The 19,350-nt window shown below is 42.1% G+C and carries 14 protein-coding genes and 1 pseudogene; 4 read left to right on the top strand and 11 right to left on the bottom strand.

The features are described 5' to 3' along the window. Positions 1–342 precede the first annotated feature (342 nt). Together H6G76_RS12310 and pheA are read left to right on the top strand one after the other, a co-directional pair. Positions 343–2,022 carry a phospholipid carrier-dependent glycosyltransferase gene (locus tag H6G76_RS12310; RefSeq protein ID WP_190700407.1) on the top strand — a complete coding sequence of 560 codons (1,680 nt, stop codon included), beginning with the start codon at positions 343–345 and terminating at the stop codon, positions 2,020–2,022. An 85-nt stretch (positions 2,023–2,107) separates the two neighbouring features. Next, entirely contained in the window at positions 2,108–2,983 is an 876-nt protein-coding gene (pheA, locus tag H6G76_RS12305) for a prephenate dehydratase (RefSeq protein WP_190700404.1), read from the top strand. A 135-nt stretch (positions 2,984–3,118) separates the two neighbouring features. Here the strand turns inward: pheA and H6G76_RS12300 are convergent, their stop codons facing one another. The 9 genes from H6G76_RS12300 to H6G76_RS12260 all read right to left on the bottom strand — a co-directional run bounded on the left by H6G76_RS12300 (position 3,119) and on the right by H6G76_RS12260 (position 12,707). After that, a complete protein-coding gene (locus H6G76_RS12300; protein WP_190700401.1) occupies positions 3,119–3,769 on the bottom strand; it encodes an LON peptidase substrate-binding domain-containing protein in 651 nt (216 codons plus the stop codon). A gap of 220 nt (positions 3,770–3,989) precedes the next feature. Continuing rightward, positions 3,990–4,307 (bottom strand): 30S ribosomal protein S10, encoded by a 318-nt coding sequence (gene rpsJ / locus H6G76_RS12295; protein ID WP_015113498.1) that lies wholly within the window; start codon positions 4,305–4,307, stop codon positions 3,990–3,992. A 165-nt stretch (positions 4,308–4,472) separates the two neighbouring features. Continuing rightward, entirely contained in the window at positions 4,473–5,702 is a 1,230-nt protein-coding gene (gene tuf, locus H6G76_RS12290; protein WP_190700399.1) for an elongation factor Tu, read from the bottom strand. Between the two features lie 22 nt (positions 5,703–5,724). Further along, a complete protein-coding gene (gene fusA / locus H6G76_RS12285) occupies positions 5,725–7,803 on the bottom strand; it encodes an elongation factor G (RefSeq protein WP_190700396.1) in 2,079 nt (692 codons plus the stop codon). Positions 7,804–7,940: 137 nt separating this feature from the next. After that, positions 7,941–8,411, bottom strand: coding sequence for a 30S ribosomal protein S7 (gene rpsG, locus H6G76_RS12280; RefSeq protein WP_190591634.1), 471 nt, complete (start codon positions 8,409–8,411; stop codon positions 7,941–7,943). A 398-nt stretch (positions 8,412–8,809) separates the two neighbouring features. Next, positions 8,810–9,193, bottom strand: coding sequence for a 30S ribosomal protein S12 (gene rpsL, locus H6G76_RS12275; protein ID WP_015140400.1), 384 nt, complete (start codon positions 9,191–9,193; stop codon positions 8,810–8,812). 125 nt (positions 9,194–9,318) lie between these two features. Then, entirely contained in the window at positions 9,319–9,660 is a 342-nt protein-coding gene (locus H6G76_RS12270) for an iron-sulfur cluster assembly accessory protein (RefSeq protein ID WP_190700393.1), read from the bottom strand. A gap of 309 nt (positions 9,661–9,969) precedes the next feature. Beyond that, positions 9,970–10,389 carry a phosphomannose isomerase type II C-terminal cupin domain gene (locus H6G76_RS12265; protein ID WP_190700391.1) on the bottom strand — a complete coding sequence of 140 codons (420 nt, stop codon included), beginning with the start codon at positions 10,387–10,389 and terminating at the stop codon, positions 9,970–9,972. A gap of 305 nt (positions 10,390–10,694) precedes the next feature. Continuing rightward, positions 10,695–12,707, bottom strand: coding sequence for a phosphodiester glycosidase family protein (locus H6G76_RS12260; protein WP_190700388.1), 2,013 nt, complete (start codon positions 12,705–12,707; stop codon positions 10,695–10,697). A 752-nt stretch (positions 12,708–13,459) separates the two neighbouring features. On the opposite strand from H6G76_RS12260, the gene H6G76_RS12255 reads away from it, so the two are divergent. After that, on the top strand, positions 13,460–18,133 hold the full coding sequence (locus H6G76_RS12255; RefSeq protein WP_190700386.1) for a glutamate synthase-related protein: 4,674 nt from the start codon (positions 13,460–13,462) through the stop codon (positions 18,131–18,133). Between the two features lie 150 nt (positions 18,134–18,283). After that, a pseudogene (locus H6G76_RS38235) lies at positions 18,284–18,391 on the top strand (hypothetical protein); the annotation flags it as partial. Between the two features lie 104 nt (positions 18,392–18,495). On the opposite strand, the gene H6G76_RS12245 reads toward H6G76_RS38235, so the two are convergent. After that, the gene (locus H6G76_RS12245; RefSeq protein ID WP_190700383.1) at positions 18,496–18,906 is read right to left on the bottom strand and encodes a type II toxin-antitoxin system VapC family toxin; all 411 of its coding nucleotides are present in this window, start codon (positions 18,904–18,906) and stop codon (positions 18,496–18,498) included. Positions 18,907–18,910: 4 nt separating this feature from the next. Then, on the bottom strand, positions 18,911–19,204 hold the full coding sequence (locus tag H6G76_RS12240) for a hypothetical protein (RefSeq protein ID WP_190700380.1): 294 nt from the start codon (positions 19,202–19,204) through the stop codon (positions 18,911–18,913). Positions 19,205–19,350: the final 146 nt, after the last annotated feature.

Below are 19,350 nucleotides of genomic sequence, written 5' to 3'. Positions count from 1 at the left end.
ATTTGCAAAAAGCACTTGTTTTATATTTATATATATTAATTAATTTATTATGTTTATTATTTTTTATTTGCAAAAACAATTGCAAGATAGATAATGCTTATCTTTAAGCCAGAGTTTTTGTTATTATTTGTTTTTGGTATATATACTTTGAAAAAGTATTGTCACTGTCTTTAGACTTATAAATTATAAATCAAATTAGACAGATTTTTACTTAATAGATTTTTGTAGATGTAGATATCGGCTATTAAAAAAAAATTATGAGTACAGAGTATAAAGTATAACGTGTAGGGTTTCCACAGTGAGTGAAAAATTTAAAGTTGGAGGAGGTTGATAAAATCAGTCATGAAAAACCGCCCTCACGTATTGCTACTGCTTTTATGGCTAGCTATTGGAACTGCCTTACGCTTTTTGCGTCTGGCTGCTTTGCCACCTTGGACAGATGAATGCGCCACGATGGTTTTTAGCCTGGGAAATAGTTTCCGCACAGTACCACTTAATGAAATTATTAGTGCCAATATCCTATTGCAGCCGCTACAAGTTAACCCTACACATGGAATTAATGCAGTTATTAGGGAACTGTTGACAGAAAGTACTCATCCTCCGGTTTACTTTGCCTTAGCCCATTTCTGGATGAAAATGTTCTCAACAACAGGAGAAATCGCCTCAATTTGGGTAGCGCGATCGCTCAGTGCGGTGTTGGGTATATTATCAATTCCCGCTATGTTTGGCTTTGGCTATCTGACCTTTCGTTCCAAATCAGTAGGTCAGATGGCTGCTGCAATGATGGCAGTTTCTCCCTTCATGGTTTTTCTAGGTAGGGAAGCCCGACATTACACTTTGGCGATGTTACTGGTAATTGCTTCTTTAAGTTGCTGTGTTAAAGCAATTCAATCCATCCATCGTCAACAATCTTTGCCTATTTGGGTTGTATTAGCTTGGGTTGGAATCAATAGTTTAGGCATAGCAACCCATTATTTTTTCAGTCTAACTCTGGCTGCCGAAGCATTAGTATTACTCGCACACATTTGGCGTAACAGAAAGCGAAACCTTAGACAAATACATTGGTGGCGCATTGCGATCGTTGCCTTGGGTACATTAATCGGATGTCTTATTTGGATACCATTTTTACAAAGTATTCCTAATAGTGACCTAACAAACTGGGTTGCTATTAGTAATCTTCATACCAGATGGCTAGAACCAATAGGACGATTACTGCTGTGGAATCTTAGTATGCTGTTGCTTCTTCCTTCTGCACTGACAAGCTTACCAATAGGAATTATTATTATTTCTGGTGTAGCAACTTTGCTGTTTTTACTTTGGAGTGTGCCTAAGTTTCATTATGGGCTAACAATGCAACAAGAGCCTCCTGATAGTCGTTTAGGCATACAGATTTTATATGAATATCTTTTGATAGCAGTTTTTTTATGCTTATTTTTTACTTATGCTCTAGGTAAAGATTTAACTTTAGCTGCCCGGTTTCAATTTATCTATGCACCAGCAGTAATTTTGCTTTTAGCCGCAGCATTGACAGGTTGTTGGAAACATCTTGTAACTGGAAAAGTTACCGTAAGCATAATAGTGCTGACAGCACTATTAGGAGGGTTGATTGTAGTCTGGAATCTTGGCTATCTGCAAAACCAACGTCCAGATATATTAGCCTCACTCATCTCTCAAGCCTCGCAGAATAATGTGTTAATTGCTACAAAACATATCCATCACGGGCAAACTGGCAGAATGATGGGGTTAGCTTGGGAGTTTCAAAGAGAACCAAAGTTTAATGCACAGTTTTTCTTGGCAGGTAAAAATTTAGATAATCAAGATTACACTAATTCTGTGCAACTATTACAGGAAAAAATAGCTCAAATCCAGCAACCTCTAGATTTATGGTTAGTTGAATTTCGCACACCAATTAATTTGGAATCTCAACAATGTATCCCAGACAATCAATATGGTAAAACGGCTGGAGAATACAGTTATAAAATGTACCATTGTGCTATTAAAAACAGCAGTATATTGAATTAAGTTAAATCAATGTTCTGATTTATTAAGGCTGGGTTCGCCTGCGATATATTCTATTAATCTCACATATCAATCAGGTTTAAACACCATGTCTCTATCTATTGCTCATTTAGGGCCGCCAGGCACTTATGCAGAACAAGCAACTGTTTTATATGTTAACTGGCTAACTCAAACAACTGGAATTGAAGCAATTTTATGCCCATATCCCAGCATAGCTCAGTCACTTCAAGCCGTTGCTGCGGGGAAAACCAAGTTAGCTGTTGTGCCAGTTGAAAATTCAATAGAAGGCAGTGTAACTATGACAATGGATGCACTGTGGCAGTTAGATAGTTTGCGAATTCGGATGGCTTTGGTAATGCCCATTGCCCATATGCTAATTTCCTGCACTAATAGCTTAAATACTATTAAAACTGTTTATTCACACCCCCAAGCTTTAGCACAATGTCAAGGTTGGTTAGGGCAGTTTTTGCCAACTGTGCAATTAATTCCTAGCAACTCGACTACAGAAGCACTACAGATAGTAAAACAAGATTTAACAGTAGCCGCGATCGCTTCTTCTAGAGCAGCAGAACTTTATAATCTGCCAATTCTAGCTAAAACTATTAATGACTATCCAGAAAACTGTACTCGCTTTTTAGTGGTTAGCCAAGATAACCTAGCATTTGAATACCAAATAGCTTCAGCAAATGCAACTCATACATCAATAGCTTTTAGTGTGCCTGCAAACATTCCTGGGGCGTTACTTAAACCCTTGCAAGTATTTGCAGAACTAGGAATTAACCTGAGTAGAATTGAATCTCGCCCTACAAAGCGATCGCTAGGTGAATATTTATTTTTTATGGATCTAGAGATAGATGGGAATGCACCAAAAATGCAATCTGCTCTATCCCAATTAACAAATTACATAGAAATCTTAAAAATCTTTGGCTCTTATTCTGTCCTACCAATCAGCACGATTGATTGAGACTTGCTTTCTTTGTGTCCTTTGCGTCCTTTGCGGTAGCCTGCGGCAAGCCGCTTGCGCGTCTACGTTTAAAAAACAATAGACCTTTATTTAAAAAATAAAGGTCTGAATCGTACCAACAACTTCAGCTATGTTTTAAGACTTCTGATTAAACGTGTCTTTCAACACAGAACGAGCAGCCAAGTGATTACGAGTAGAAGTTAAAATTTCTGCTTCGCGTTCTAAACGAGCAGCAGTGTCTTGCATTTCTAACAATGATTGCTGCTCTGCTGCAACCCCGTAAAGGTTACTAGCTACCCAGTATGACAACTCTATTGGCAAGTCTGGTAATTCTTCAGGTAGTTCAATATTTTGTTCAGTTAACTTAGCAGACAGACGCACCACATCTTTTAGTAGCTGTTCAACTTCAGCACCTAAAGGACGCAAATCCTTAGTTGGTGGTTCATCTTCTATCCACTGTACCAAGCCCACGCGATAAGGCTTTTCACGAACATATTCTAAGACACGAAACCTTTGTTGTCCCAAGGTTAGCATCTTCATTCGGTCATCTGGCAGCCGTTGGTAATGGATAATTTCTGCACAGCAACCAACGTTGGCAATTGTGCCTTTCACAGGATCGACCATTAACACTCCAAACCTGCGATCGCTTTCCAAAATCGTGTTCATCATGATTCGGTAGCGAAATTCAAAAATATGTAAAGGTAATGGCCTAGTAGGAAAAAGAACTACTTCGGGTAACGGGAACAGAGGTAGTTCACGAACAGCAATTCTAGAAGAGGATGTCATTGTTACCTTAAAATAAATTTAATTTTAAAAATTTATTGTTCTCTGCTTTTCCCGTATTTTGCTTACATTCTATCATTAAATAAAAAGCCCTGAGATAAATTTCTTCAGGGCTAGCTAAGTATTCACACGATGGTCAATAGTAATTAGTCATTAGTCAATGGCTAGTGGACAATTAAATAGTTGTATAACTTTAAACTGTTGACTTTAGACTACTAACTAATTAAAGTTTGACTTCAATATCCACACCTGATGGCAAATCCAGCTTCATTAACGCATCAATAGTTTTAGAGGAAGGTTGGTAGATGTCAATAATTCGGCGGTGAGTGCGGGTTTCAAAATGTTCGCGCGAATCTTTGTCTACGTGGGGCGATCGCAACACGCAGTAGATTTTCCGTTTAGTGGGTAAGGGAATTGGGCCTATAGCTGTAGCGTTAGTCCGGTTAGCTGTGTCTACAATCTTCTCGCAAGATGTATCCAATAATCGACGGTCAAAAGCTTTTAAACGAATTCTAATCTTCTGCTGTTGTAGAGTTGCCATCTTTAATTTTCCAGGTTCTGTTTTATTGGAGAGTGGGGCGTTGGGAGAGGGAGAAGTAGAATGTTTATCTTACTTCCTATTCCTCATTCCCTTTAATCGAGTTCAGATAAAAGAGCAGAGAGGCGTTTTACCATCTCTGCTCTTGATCATTAGAGTAAAAAGGTACTACTTGAGGATTTTGGAGACGACACCAGCACCGATGGTGCGGCCACCTTCACGAATCGCAAAACGCATACCTTGCTCAATAGCGATCGCGTTGATCAATTCTACGGTCATCTTGATGCGATCGCCTGGCATTACCATTTCGGCTTCACTACCATCATCGGAGGTGAATGTGGTAATTGTGCCTGTTACATCAGTTGTCCGCACGTAGAATTGAGGACGGTAGCCAGAGAAGAATGGTGTTTTCCGACCACCTTCTTTCTCGGTGAGTACGTAAACTTCACCTTCAAATTGAGTGTGAGGAGTGATAGAACCGGGTTTAGCAATTACCATACCCCGTTCAATATCAGCCTTTTGGATACCACGTAGTAGTACACCTGCGTTATCCCCAGCCATACCTTCATCGAGACTCTTCTTGAACATCTCGATACCAGTTACGGTGGTGTTACGGGTGTCTCTGATACCTACTAGTTCCACAACATCGCCGACTTTTACCTTACCACGCTCAATACGTCCGGTAGCTACGGTACCACGACCTGTGATGGAGAATACGTCTTCTACAGCCATCAAGAAAGGCTTGTCAATATCGCGCTCTGGGTCGGGGATGTAAGAATCTACCGCATCCATCAAGTCGTAGATTTTGTCTACCCAAGGATTTTCACCACGTTGGGTTTTAGGGTTCTTGACCATTGCTTCTAGAGCTTGCAGACCTGAACCTCTGATGACAGGAATATTATCACCGTCGAAATCATAGCTAGAAAGTAGTTCTCGAACTTCTAGTTCAACCAACTCTAGCAATTCTTCGTCATCTACCATGTCTTCTTTGTTTAAGAAGACTACCAGCTTAGGAACCCCTACCTGACGAGCTAACAGAATGTGTTCACGAGTTTGGGGCATGGGGCCATCGGTAGCAGCTACCACTAAGATGGCTCCGTCCATTTGTGCTGCACCAGTGATCATGTTTTTCACATAGTCAGCGTGTCCAGGACAGTCTACGTGAGCATAGTGACGTTTTTGAGTTTCATACTCAACGTGGGCTGTATTGATAGTAATACCGCGCGCCTTTTCTTCGGGAGCATTATCAATTTGGTCATAAGCTCTAGCTTCAGCTTGGCCAAGAGCAGCCAATGTCATGGTGATAGCTGCTGTTAAAGTAGTTTTACCGTGGTCAACGTGGCCAACAGTACCGATGTTAACGTGGGGTTTATTTCTTTCAAACTTTGCGCGTGCCATGAATGCTCGTTTCCTTTTTTAATTAAGCGTTCCCTTTACTTTTTGCAATGATAGTTTCAGCTACGCTGCGAGGCACCTCTTCGTAGTGGCTGAACTCCATCGTAAAAATACCTCGACCTTGGGTTTTCGACCGGATATCGGTGGCGTAGCCAAACATGGTTGCCAGTGGAACTTTGGATGCCACTTTAGCGAGTCCCTGTTCAGTGCTTTGGCTTTCAATCTGCCCTCGGCGGGAGATGAGGTCACCAATGACGTTCCCAATATAGTCTTCAGGAACTTCCACCTCAACTTTCATCATAGGCTCTAATAGTACTGGTGAAGCTTTCAGCACAGCTTCTTTCAGTGCCATTGATCCAGCAATTTTAAAAGCCATTTCCGAGGAGTCTACATCGTGGTAAGAGCCATGAACTAGCGTCGCTTTCACGTCAATCAGTGGATATCCAGCTAAAATCCCAGATTCACAGCTTTCTTTCATCCCTTGCTCGGCCGGGCCAATGTACTCTTTAGGTACTACGCCACCGACAATTTTAGAGACGAATTCAAAGCCGCTACCGGGTTCTCCTGGCTCCAAATTGATCACAACGTGACCATATTGACCTTTACCACCACTTTGGCGGATGAACTTGCCTTCCACGTTGGTAACTGTTTTACGAATCGTTTCGCGGTAAGCTACTTGTGGCGCACCAACGTTCGCTTCCACCTTGAATTCGCGTAACATCCGATCCACCAGAATTTCTAGGTGAAGTTCTCCCATCCCTGCAATTACAGTTTGGTTTGTTTCTGGGTCAACATTGACGCGGAAGGTTGGGTCTTCTTCGGATAGAGATTGCAGAGCTTTGGATAGCTTATCCATGTCGTTCTTGGTTTTGGGTTCAACCGCTACCGAGATGACAGGCTCTGGAATAAACAGGGATTCTAGAATTACTGGTGAGCCTTCATCAGTGATAGTATCACCTGTTAAGGTGTCTTTTAAACCCAACGCTGCACCTAAATCACCTGCCCGTAGTTCCTCAACATCTTGGCGATCATCTGCCTTCATCAAAACTAAGCGGGAAATGCGTTCTTTCTTATTTTTGGTAGCGTTTAATACATAACTACCTTTTTTCAGAACCCCGGAATAAACACGAACAAAGGTTAGGCGACCGTAAGGGTCAGCCATAATCTTAAATGCCAAAGCCGCTAGAGGTTCGTTGTCATCCGCCCGGCGCTCGACTGTATCACCATTTGCGAGTGTGCCTTGAATAGGAGGTACTTCTGTTGGTGCGGGTAGGTAATCTACAACTGCATCCAGCATTAGCTGCACGCCTTTGTTTTTAAAGGCTGAACCACAAAGTACAGGCACGATTGTGCCAGCAATTGTCCCTTTCCGCAGGGCTGCTCGGATTTCGTCTTCTGTCAGAGCTTCGCCATCAAAGTACTTAGTCATCAAAGCGTCATCAGTTTCTGCGACGGCTTCGACTAATTTGGTGTAGTACTCTTCAGCCTTGTCTTGCATATCGTCCGGGATATCCGTTTCTTGGATATCCGTTCCTTGGTCATTGTTGTAAATGTATGCACGCTTGCGCACCAAGTCCACAATGCCTTGAAAGTCATTTTCGCTACCAATGGGCAGTTGAATAGCAATGGCATTTGCCCGTAGGCGATCGCGCATTTGTTCGTGAACTCTATAGAAGTTCGCGCCTGTGCGATCCATTTTATTAATAAAGGCGATCCGAGGTACTGCATAGCGGTCTGCTTGCCGCCACACTGTCTCAGATTGTGGTTGTACTCCACCTACAGAACAAAATACAGCAATTACACCATCTAATACGCGCATGGAGCGTTCTACTTCAATGGTGAAGTCTACGTGACCAGGAGTATCGATAATGTTAATTTGATAATCTTTCCAACTGGTACTAATCGCCGCAGCAGTGATTGTGATTCCACGCTCCCGCTCCTGCTCCATCCAGTCAGTTACCGCAGTTCCTTCGTGAACCTCACCAATTTTATGAATTATCCCAGAGTAAAATAATATTCTCTCTGTTGTTGTTGTTTTGCCCGCATCTATATGCGCCGCAATACCGATATTGCGTACTCTCTCTAGCGGGTTCGTACGTGCCACAGTAGCCTCCTATAGTTTTTGCCTCATGATATCTTGTATATTACTCTTTGTTAAGATTCTATACTTTTACGGATTCCCGTCTGGTTTTTAAGTCGGCGATATATCGCATCTAGAGGCAGGATATATCGCTGCTTTGCTTAATAACGATAGTGTGCAAAGGCTTTGTTCGCTTCTGCCATCCGGTGCGTTTCTTCGCGCTTACGGATTGCGTTTCCGGTTTCATTGGCTGCATCCATTAATTCATTCGCCAATTTGCCGGCCATGGTGCGCCCTGGTCTAGAGCGAGAAAATTGTACCAACCAACGCAACGCCAAGGTAGTACCCCGTTCTGAACGCACTTCCATTGGTACTTGGTAAGTTGCACCACCAACCCGGCGTGCTTTTACTTCTACTAAAGGTGTTGCATTACGCACAGCTCTTTCAAAGGTTTCTAACGCAGCATTACCTGTACGTTCTTCAATGGTTTTTAGAGCATCATAAACAATGCGTGCAGCTAGTGATTTTTTGCCGTGACGCATAATCCGGCGAATTATCATACTCACCAGACGACTGTTGTAAACGGAGTCAGGCGGAACTGGACGCCTTTGAACTACACCTCGACGAGACATACTTTACCCTTAATTCGGAATTTGGCAACGAAATTATATGCTATCAGACAGCGCAGTATCTGAGCGGTGGAAGCCGCCACTCAGACTGCCGCAATTTTTTTACCTTTGCAGCGACCTTAACTTGGCGATTTGCTGTCCGTGAAGGGACACACAAAGCGACATCATCGTTACTAAATTTACAGAGATTACTGCTGTCGCTTACAGTAGTCTCGATACAACTTACACTTGCTCGCTGAGTGCAAATTGCTGATGTTAACTTTACTCATCTGACTTCTGAAAACAGATGGTTTAATCTATTTTCACAAATGTTTGAGAGCGATCGCTTACTTTTTTTATATCTTTAGATGCTTCCAGACATTAGCGACTAATCGTATCAGACACGACTAATCGCTTCTGCCTTATTTTTTGGCTTCTTTCGGGCGCTTAGTTCCATATTTGGAACGGCCTTGCTTGCGGTCTTTCACGCCAGCTGTATCTAAGGTGCCACGGATGATGTGGTATCTCACGCCTGGCAAGTCTTTAACCCGGCCACCACGAATCATTACCACTGAGTGTTCTTGTAAATTGTGACCAATCCCAGGAATGTAAGCTGTCACCTCAAACCCAGAGGTAAGTCTTACCCTTGCTACTTTACGCAGTGCTGAGTTAGGCTTTTTAGGTGTTGTTGTGTATACTCTGGTACAAACGCCCCGGCGTTGTGGGCATTGCTTGAGAGCAGGAGACTTGGTTTTCTGACGCGCTTTTTCGCGTTCGCTACGTATTAGTTGCTGTATGGTTGGCATGAGTCACAGCGCGTGAAGCTGCTTAGGGGTCTAAGTTTTAACAAATCCTGATTATATCTTTTTTCGTGCTTTTCTGTCAAACAACTTTGACAAGGCAATTATTTCATGTCAAGAGTAATGATTTGTTAACTATGAACTACTAACTCTTGACTAACAGAAAATGAATTACCACAGCTACAAGTAGAAACAGCTTGAGGGTTATGGAAGCGAAAACCTCCGCCCATCAAATCTTCGGAATAATCTAATGCTAACTCATGGAGATAATTTAAACTTTCATCGTCTATGAGAATTTTTAGTCCGTGGATCTCAAAAAGGCGATCGCTTGTTTTTTGAGTCTCTTCAAAAGACAGATCATAAAATAAATCAGAGCATCCCCCTGGCTTCACCGCTAATCTCACCAATGCATTGGGCTGCTTTGACTTTAATCGTTTAATTTCACTTGCGGCTGCTTGACTCAGTTGAATCATTGAATTTTTTTGGCAATTTAAAGCCTACTTTAACTATGACAGCGTGACGGGAAACCCAAAAAACTGGTTTTTGCTATTTTATTTTAAATGAAGAGGTTTATTTGCAAAACCCAGCGTAGGATTTCTCACCTGGAAGCTCAGATTAACCTGAGTGTTAACTGACTGAAATAAAAATAATTAATCTTTCTCTTGTCAAAAGTATAAGCTAAATATCTTAGTAATCGCTCCTCCGTAAATTTCTGACTGAAGCATACAGAAACTTACGGGGTGCAATTCCTAGTTCACTATATCCCAGTTCAATTATGAAAATTATTTTTCTGAACGAGCATAATCATCTTGGTAGCGAATAATATCATCTTCACCTAAATATTCGCCATTCTGTACTTCGATGAGAACTAAAGGGATGACTCCAGGATTTTCTAAACGATGCGATGTACACTGAGGTACGTAGGTGGACTCGTTATTACCCAATAGTACTTCCTGATCTCCACAAGTTACCCTAGCTGTCCCAGAGACAACAATCCAGTGTTCGCTGCGGTGGTGGTGCATTTGCAAGCTGAGGCGGTGTCCAGGCTTAACTTCGATGCGCTTGATCTTATATCCACGTCCTTCTTCCAACACAGTAAAAGAACCCCAAGGGCGCAACTCAGTTGCAGCAACACTTCGATTAGCGATCGCCGCAGCCAGGGGCAAAGTCTTGGTTGGTGCGGTTTCTTGATATTGAGCCATAGTTACCTCATTTGGAGACATAAAAAGCTGTTTTTAACTCTTAACCATTGATGGAAAAATCTGGCGCAATCTTGCAACCGTGAAAATCAGCAATTCAATTACACCTTGCTAACCATAACAAAATCAAACTTTAGGGTGTAAATAGTCAGGATAAAAATATCGTGAATACACGAACTCTTTATCTATTGACATAGCAACTTATTCTAATCTTTAAAAATAGGCTAGAGGCTATAGAGAAAGGATAGGATTCGATAAAAGTTCTTTTTTAATTTTTGATATCTAGCCCCTAGCCTCTAATCCTTAATTCACCTTTGTTGTATAAAAATCCCAATTCCGTTATGCACACGAGCCGCAGTGTTCGGAGAACGATCAAGTAGTTGTCCCCCCAGATAAAGACTCGTGGAACTACCACCATCTAAGTTGAGTGCATTAACACAGCCAAGCTTTTGCATCAATTGAGCGTGTTCTGCCAATGTTGGCCCTGCCCCACCAGCCCGATTTTGTACAGCAGCAATCATCAGCGTACCTGTGGCTGTAGTGCAAATTCCACTACGAACTGCCTTTTCTGCAATAAACGCATTGCTGAATTTTTCAGCTTGAGCATCAAGGACAATTTGACCATTTTCGATTAACAATGGCCCAGCTCCCACAATGTTGGGATAACGGCTAAAATCAGCAGGAGTAGTGGCACTAGTCAACGTAACTTTTGTGCCTACAGGCAGTTGTGCTGCGGCCGTTGCAGCAGTTCCGCGTAAAGTTAACAAATAGCCATTCTGGGGAATAGGAAAGGCCGTTTCACCGGCTTTACCACCAGCGAAATAAATGCTAACTTCGCCTTTCTGCACTAAGAGAATAGTTTCATTGTCTGTGAGGGGTATATAGCTTTGCCCCCAGATGGGAGTGTAACGAGCAATGCCACTCTGAACATAACCGCTATTAAGAAATAGAATTGGCAAACGCACATTGTTAGGAGCAATTAAAGTTTCTTGTAACGTCAGCCTACCTACGTAAAATTGCCCAGAGTCATTCCAAGCGATCGCGCCTCGATTAAGAATCGGCCCAGATAACCACTGATTATCTCGACGAATCGCGCCCAAAGGCAAGCGATTGTTGCGGTTAAAATAACCACCATTAATTGCCGCAACCGCTAAGTATTTTTGCGCTGTTTGAATTAACGGAGCAGTGCCAGCTAGAGTATCCGGATTTGTAGGAATTGGTTTTAAAATTACTGTGCGCGGGTTAGCTTCTAACCAAACTACAGAAAAGCGTTCTGTACCTAAACTGATAAATTGCTGTCGCCAGCGTAACCCTGATGCCCAAGCAATATTTCGCTCTACCATTGCATCGGGTCGAATCTCGACAATTAGGCGATTGGGATTAGCTAATGTAGTGATGCGGGGAGCGTAACCAAAAGGAACGCTGATCCGAAGGATAGTTTGGTTATTGACCACCTCAACTTTTTGAATCAAGGTATCAGGAGTTGGTTGTGGTGGTGCTGGTTCTGGGAGTAATTGTTTGAGTAGGTTTGGTAGTGATGGCGGCGGTGGTGCAGGGGTATAACGTTGGATTAAGGCAGGATCAGCTATAGCATCTAGAGTAATTGTCCATTCCCGATTAGGTGGCGTAGTGGCTTTTGGGGCGATCGCATCTAGATCATCTGGGAGTGAAGTTTGGGCTGGTTTAATTGGTAATCCTTGCCTATATATCCAAGGTGTAGGGCGGTCTAAATCGACTACTATACGGTTTTCCCTGGTAGTAGTAACGCTGGGGTCTAGAGCTTGTTGACTCGCAACAATATTTTTGATTTGGGCTTGGGGCGTGACAATTGTTAAGGTCTTACTATTAGCCTGTAACTGCCAACCTGCTTGTTGTGCAAACTTAGTAATATCAAGATAGCGATAGCCTGCCTGTAATTCAGTTGTTAAAACTATTGGCTTAGTAGTTGACGAAAACCACTGTACTGGTTGCCTAGCTGGGTTATTACTATTTAAAAAATCGACACCAAATATCTGCCGAAATGCTCCATCACTGAGGAGAGTTGTTACTTGTCCATTTTTTCTTGGTCTTTGTAACCAAGCACCTGACAAGGTGCGACCGTTGAGTGAAATTTGAGTAACAGAAGCCGGTACTTTGAGTACAGACGGTGTTGGTGATGGTGTGACGCTAGGAGAAGTTTGAGCGATCGCATTCCAAGTACTAGATAAGCTCAGTATTGTCGCTATGATAGGAGAGAGGGTGGCTGGGAAAAGGTGACGCACAACAGTTTGGGGAACAGCACTTTGAGATTTTTTTCGGCAACAATTTGGCATCTTGACCATAATTCATTCACTATTTTTGAAACCTACCATCGAAAAGGCAGGTTAACTAATTGTCGGTAAATCTTGAAAAAAGATGATTTAACTTTTGAATAAACGTGATAACCTATATAGTGGCTTGTTGTCTCTTATCAGATTTAACAAGGCATATTTCCGCTAAAACCACTGTAACTGACTGTTTTAACTGGCACTAGTTCCTACAAAACTATAAATATATAGTTTTGAGCATCATATTTAGATTTAAAATACTTTTCCCTCACTCATAGTTGCTATTGTGTTACTTATAGGTGAGGCATAGTTGTTAGTAACAAAAGTTGCAATTGGTGAACAGCCAATATAAACAACAAAAATATTTAGGAATTGTCAAATGGGCATATAGTGTAATACGCTGATTTTGTTGCTGAATCAGGAATCTTATAACTTTAATAAAATAGTCAATTGTTCAGTATGGTTCTTATGTCAGGTAAGCCGAGTCTGTCTACCTGATAGTCATCTGTCATCTGAAAAAATTGAGAACATACTTGAGTTTTGAATCCAAATAGATAAAGCTAGCACAAAATGTAATTTGTCTAACCTAGCATAAACACATAAGAATTAACGCAAAAATTTTAACACGGTTAAATTTACAAAGAACCGCAGTTAAAATTTTTTTTCCCTAAATTCCAGTGATTTATGTATTGCTACGATGCGAAATTGAGAAACTTTTACTCACAAGCAGTGGCAAAATTTGTGACTTAACTTCTCAGGAATAGGCTATGAACGATCAAAGGGTGAATCAATTGCAAAAAATGACATTTTCGGATAACGACTCTAGAGATACCTACAAAGGACAAAGGTGGTTAGTAGAGGAACGAGATGCCTGTGGTGTAGGTTTTATTGCTCATCGCCAGAATATTGCCAGCCATGAAATCGTTACCAAAGCCTTAGCCGCATTGACCTGCTTGGAACATCGGGGTGGTTGTAGTGCAGATCAAGACTCTGGCGATGGTGCAGGGATATTGACGGCTATTCCTTGGGAGTTGTTACAAAAAGAATATTTCTCAGGAAGGATAGACATTTCTTCAACAAGCAATATTGCTGTGGGGATGCTATTTTTACCACAAGACTCAGCATTAGCACAAAAAGCTAAAGCTCAAGTTGAGAAGATTGCTACTGAAGAAAAATTTACTGTATTGGGCTGGCGAGAAGTACCAGTACATCCCTATTTATTGGGAATACAAGCTAAAGAAAATCAACCTCAAATAGAACAAGTTTTTCTCGCTGCTGATAAAACTGGCGATGAATTAGAAAGACAGCTTTATCTTACCCGCAAGCGAATTTTTAAAGCAGCAAAACCGATTTCCGAAGACTTTTATATTTGCTCTTTATCCAGCCGCACAATTGTTTATAAAGGCATGGTGCGTTCTGCTGTATTGGGAGACTTTTATGCGGATTTAAAAAATCCCGAATATAAGAGTGCGTTTGCAGTTTATCATCGCCGTTTTAGTACTAACACCCTGCCTAAATGGCCCTTAGCGCAACCAATGCGCCTGTTGGGACATAACGGAGAAATTAATACTCTGTTGGGTAACATTAACTGGATGATGGCTAGAGAAGCTAGTATTAGCCATCCAGTATGGGGCGATCGCAATGATGAACTCAAGCCCTTAGTTGTCTTAAATAGCAGCGACTCTGCCACTTTAGATAACGTACTAGAATTACTAGTACGTTCGGGACGCAGCCCCTTGGAAGCCTTGATGATTATGGTTCCAGAAGCTTACCAAAATCAGCCATCATTGCAGGATTATCCTGAAATTACTGAATTCTACGAATATTACAGTGGCTTGCAGGAAGCTTGGGATGGACCAGCATTGTTAGTATTCAGTGATGGCAAAAAAGTTGGTGCAACTCTTGACCGGAACGGTTTACGCCCCGCACGCTATGTCATTACCAAAGATGATTACATTGTGGTGGCATCGGAAGCAGGTGTAGTTGACTTCCCAGAAGCCGATATTATCGAGAAAGGCAGACTAGGTCCAGGGCAAATGATTGCCGTGGATTTAGAAAGCCATGAAATTCTGAAAAACTGGGAAATTAAACAACGGATTGCCAAGCAGCATCCTTACGGGGAATGGTTGCAAAAGTATCGCCAAGATTTGAAGTCATTAGTCACTAATCATGGGACAAATGGCAATGGTAATGGTAACGGCAACGGTAAAGCACAATTCACAGTTGATAGACAAACCTTACTTCGCCAGCAAACAGCATTTGGTTACACCAGCGAAGATGTAGAAATGGTGATTCAACCAATGGCCAGCAATGGTGCAGAGCCGACTTTCTGTATGGGTGATGATATTCCTTTAGCAGTGCTGTCAGGAAAACCCCACTTGCTGTATGACTATTTCAAACAGCGTTTTGCTCAAGTAACGAACCCACCGATTGACCCACTGCGTGAAAAGCTGGTGATGTCTTTGAAGGTGGAATTGGGTGAACGGGGTAATTTATTAGAACCGAAACCAGAATATGCCAAGAGGCTGAAGTTGGATTCGCCTGTGTTGACAGAGGCAGAATTAGATGCAATAAAAGCATCGGGTTTTTCTACAGCCGAATTGTCAACTGTATTTCCCATTGCTAACGGCCCAGAAGGATTAAAAGCGGCGGTGCAAGCTTTGCAAGCACAAGCAGCCGAGTCAGTGCGTGCTGGTGCGAAGATATTGATTTTAAGCGATCGCTCAGGTGAAAGTATTAGCTCAGAATACAGCTACATTCCGCCTTTATTGGCAATTGGTGCAGTGCATCACCACCTGATCCGCGAAGGCTTGCGGATGAAAACATCCCTGATTGTGGATACGGCTCAGTGCTGGAGTACCCATCACTTTGCTTGTTTGATTGGCTATGGTGCGGGTGCTGTTTGCCCCTACATGGCTTTAGATACAGTCCGGGATTGGTGGTTTGACCCGAAAACACAGCAGTTCATGGAACGGGGCAAATTGCCTAACATCAGCTTAGAACAAGCGATTGGTAATTACCGCAAAGCTGTAGAGTCAGGATTGCTAAAAATCCTCTCCAAGATGGGGATATCTTTGCTGTCTAGCTATCAAGCAGCGCAAATATTTGAAGCCATTGGGATTGGTGGAGATTTATTAGCACTGGGATTTCAGGGCACAGCCTCTCGGATTGGTGGTTTGAGTATTAGTGAACTAGCGCAAGAAGTACTTTCCATCCACTGCAAAGCATTCCCTGAACTAACAGCTAAGAAGTTGGATAACTTGGGGTTTGTTAACTACCGTCCTGGTGGCGAGTACCACATGAACACCCCCGAAATGTCTAAAGCATTGCATGAGGCTGTTAAAACCAAGCAATACGACCATTACGAAGTTTACAAACAGTATCTCCAAGGTAGACCAATCACCGCATTGAGAGACTTGCTGGACTTCCAAAGCGATCGCCCATCGATTCCTTTAGAAGAAGTAGAATCAGCAGAAGAAATTCTCAAACGCTTCTGTACTGGTGGGATGTCTTTAGGTGCATTGTCACGGGAAGCCCATGAAGTTCTGGCGATCGCCATGAACCGGATTGGTGGTAGATCGAACTCTGGAGAAGGTGGCGAAGATCCTGTACGTTACAAAGTTTTAGATGATGTAGACGCATCTGGCTACTCGCCCACCTTACCGCACCTCAAGGGACTGCGGAATGGTGATACTGCTTCGAGTTCCATCAAGCAAGTTGCGTCAGGACGCTTTGGTGTGACACCAGGATATTTAGCCAGTGCTAAACAAATAGAAATCAAAATTGCCCAAGGTGCAAAACCAGGGGAAGGCGGACAACTACCAGGAGCAAAAGTCAGTCCTTACATTGCGATGTTAAGGCGGTCTAAGCCTGGTGTCACATTGATTTCGCCACCACCGCACCATGATATCTACTCGATTGAAGACTTGGCGCAGTTAATTTTTGACTTGCACCAAATCAACCCGAAAGCGCAGGTATCAGTCAAATTAGTAGCAGAAATCGGGATTGGCACAATTGCGGCGGGTGTAGCGAAAGCTAACGCTGATATTATCCAAATTTCTGGACATGATGGCGGTACAGGTGCATCACCGCTCAGTTCGATTAAACACGCTGGTTCACCGTGGGAACTCGGTTTAAGTGAAGTGCATCGTGTGCTAATGCAAAATAGTTTGCGCGATCGCGTCATCTTACGCGTAGACGGCGGACTGAAGACTGGCTGGGATGTCTTGATGGCTGCGTTGATGGGTGGCGAAGAATTCGGCTTTGGTTCCATTGCGATGATTGCCGAAGGTTGCCAAATGGCGAGAGTTTGCCACAAAAATACCTGTCCTGTAGGTGTAGCGACTCAAGATGAAAAACTGCGCCTGCGGTTCAAAGGTATACCCGAACACGTCGTCAATTTCTTCTATTTCGTGGCGGAAGAAGTGCGGAGTTTGTTAGCAAAACTGGGCTACCGTTCCTTATCTGAAATTATCGGTCGTGCAGACTTGTTAACCGTCCGTCCCGAAGCGAAACTGGCCAAAACCCAAGCATTGAATCTCAACTGCTTATTGCAACTACCAGATACTAAAGAAAACCGTAGCTGGTTAGTACATGAAGAAGTTCACAGCAACGGCCCGGTAATAGATGATCAATTGCTGGCTGATGGGGATATTCAATTAGCCATTCGCAACCAATCTACTGTGACTAAGACCTTAAAAATAGTCAACACAGATAGAACAGTAGGTGCAAGATTAGCAGGTGCGATCGCATCTCAATACGGCGATGGTGGCTTTGAAGGACAAATTAATCTCAACTTCCAAGGTAGTGTAGGTCAAAGCTTTGGTGCGTTTAACCTCCCTGGTATCACCTTAAATCTAGAAGGTGAAGCCAACGACTACGTAGGCAAAGGAATGCACGGTGGTGAAATCATCATCAAACCTCCAGCAGAGGCTACCTATGACCCATCTAAGAACGTGATAGTTGGCAATACGTGCCTCTACGGTGCTACTGGTGGATACTTATTTGCCAACGGTCTAGCAGGTGAACGCTTTGCAGTCCGTAACTCCAAAGCCACAGCCGTAGTCGAAGGTGCAGGTGATCACTGTTGCGAATACATGACTGGTGGTGTCATAGTTATCCTGGGCAACGTGGGGCGTAACGTAGCTGCGGGGATGACTGGTGGATTAGCATACTTCCTAGATGAAGATGACTCATTCCCTGAGTTAGTCAATCGGGAAAACGTCAAAATTCAGCGAGTCCTAACGGAAGCGGGACAGAAGCAACTCCAAGATTTAATTAGAACTCATGCAGAACTTACTGGTTCACCAAAAGCAAAAGCAATTCTGCAAAATTGGCTAGAATTTGTGTCTAAGTTCTGGCAATTAGTACCACCTTCTGAGGCGGATAGTCCAGAGGCTAATCCTCAAGCAGTGGTGGAAAAACATCTGAGTTCTGTGTAGTCAATAGCTGATTACTTATGAATAAAAAGGGGACATTAGTGTCGTCCCCTTTTTTCATAGTTATTAAATTTTATGCAAATCTTTAAAGGTTAATTTAATTCTGACAGAAATTAAAGCTGTTTTAGATACTTAATTAAATTTTTAACAATAGTAGAAGGCGCAGGTGATCACTGTTGTGAATACATGACTAGTGGTGTAATAGTTGTCCTTGGCAACGTAGGGCGTAACGTAGCTGCGGGGATGACTGGTGGATTAGCATAATTCTTAGATGAAGACGGCTCATTCCCTGAGTTATGTTCTTTGCGTCCTACCCTGCGGGAACCCCAGTAAAGCGCGTCTATATGGTTGGTTTCGTAAATAATTTAGGGTTCAGCTAACAGCCAATTTTCTAAACTTAACCCTTGCACTCGCTGCAAATCAGAATCGTTAGAGACTAGAGTTAAACCACGTGCGATCGCAGTAGACGCAATTAAGATATCTGCATCTTCTAAACGATGTCCTCTACTTTTTAAATCAACTTGAATCTTGCAGGCAGTTTCTATAATTTCTAAATCATCGATTAATAAAACTTGATAAATCTCACAAAACTGATTGAAATCTACTAACTGTCTTGTGGCATTGATAGCTAAAAGACCTCTTTTTATCTCATAGTAAGTTATACAACTAATGAAAATATCTTGTTTAAGACGGCGTACTTCCCGAATTTTAGTATCTATAATAGGATTTCTCTTGAGAATATAAGTAACTATGTTTGTATCTAGTAAATAAGCCAACTTTCTATTTACCTTCTACAGATGCATCAAAAATTGCTATTTGCTCAGGAGTTAAGTCATTTAATGTTCCTGAAACAGCTTCTAAGACTAGAATACTATTAATTCTGTCTGTTAAATCATCATCTTGAATTTCCTGCATTTCTTCAGGAGTGAATTTTCCAAAAAGGTCTACCAACATTTCTATCATCTCTTGTTGGTTCAACTTGACTAGATATAAACTATTCCTTTTAAATAACTTTTGTACAATAGGTATAATTCGGCTAGTCAATTTTTGATGATAGTTTGCAACTTCTGGCATAGTACCTTATTACCTTCATTCAATTAGCGATAATTCTATTTCTATTCTAAGAGGATATCTGAGAAGTATTCTTGCTAACATCAATGCTCAATAGCTAATTACTAATGAATGAAAAGGGGACAATAAAAACATCCCCTTTTTTATTT

This window comes from Nostoc sp. FACHB-152, assembly GCF_014697475.1.
Classification (GTDB): Bacteria; Cyanobacteriota; Cyanobacteriia; order Cyanobacteriales; family Nostocaceae; genus Nostoc_B.
The sequence above is the reverse complement of the archived record's forward strand: the minus strand, read 5'-3'. Positions and strand labels throughout refer to the sequence as shown.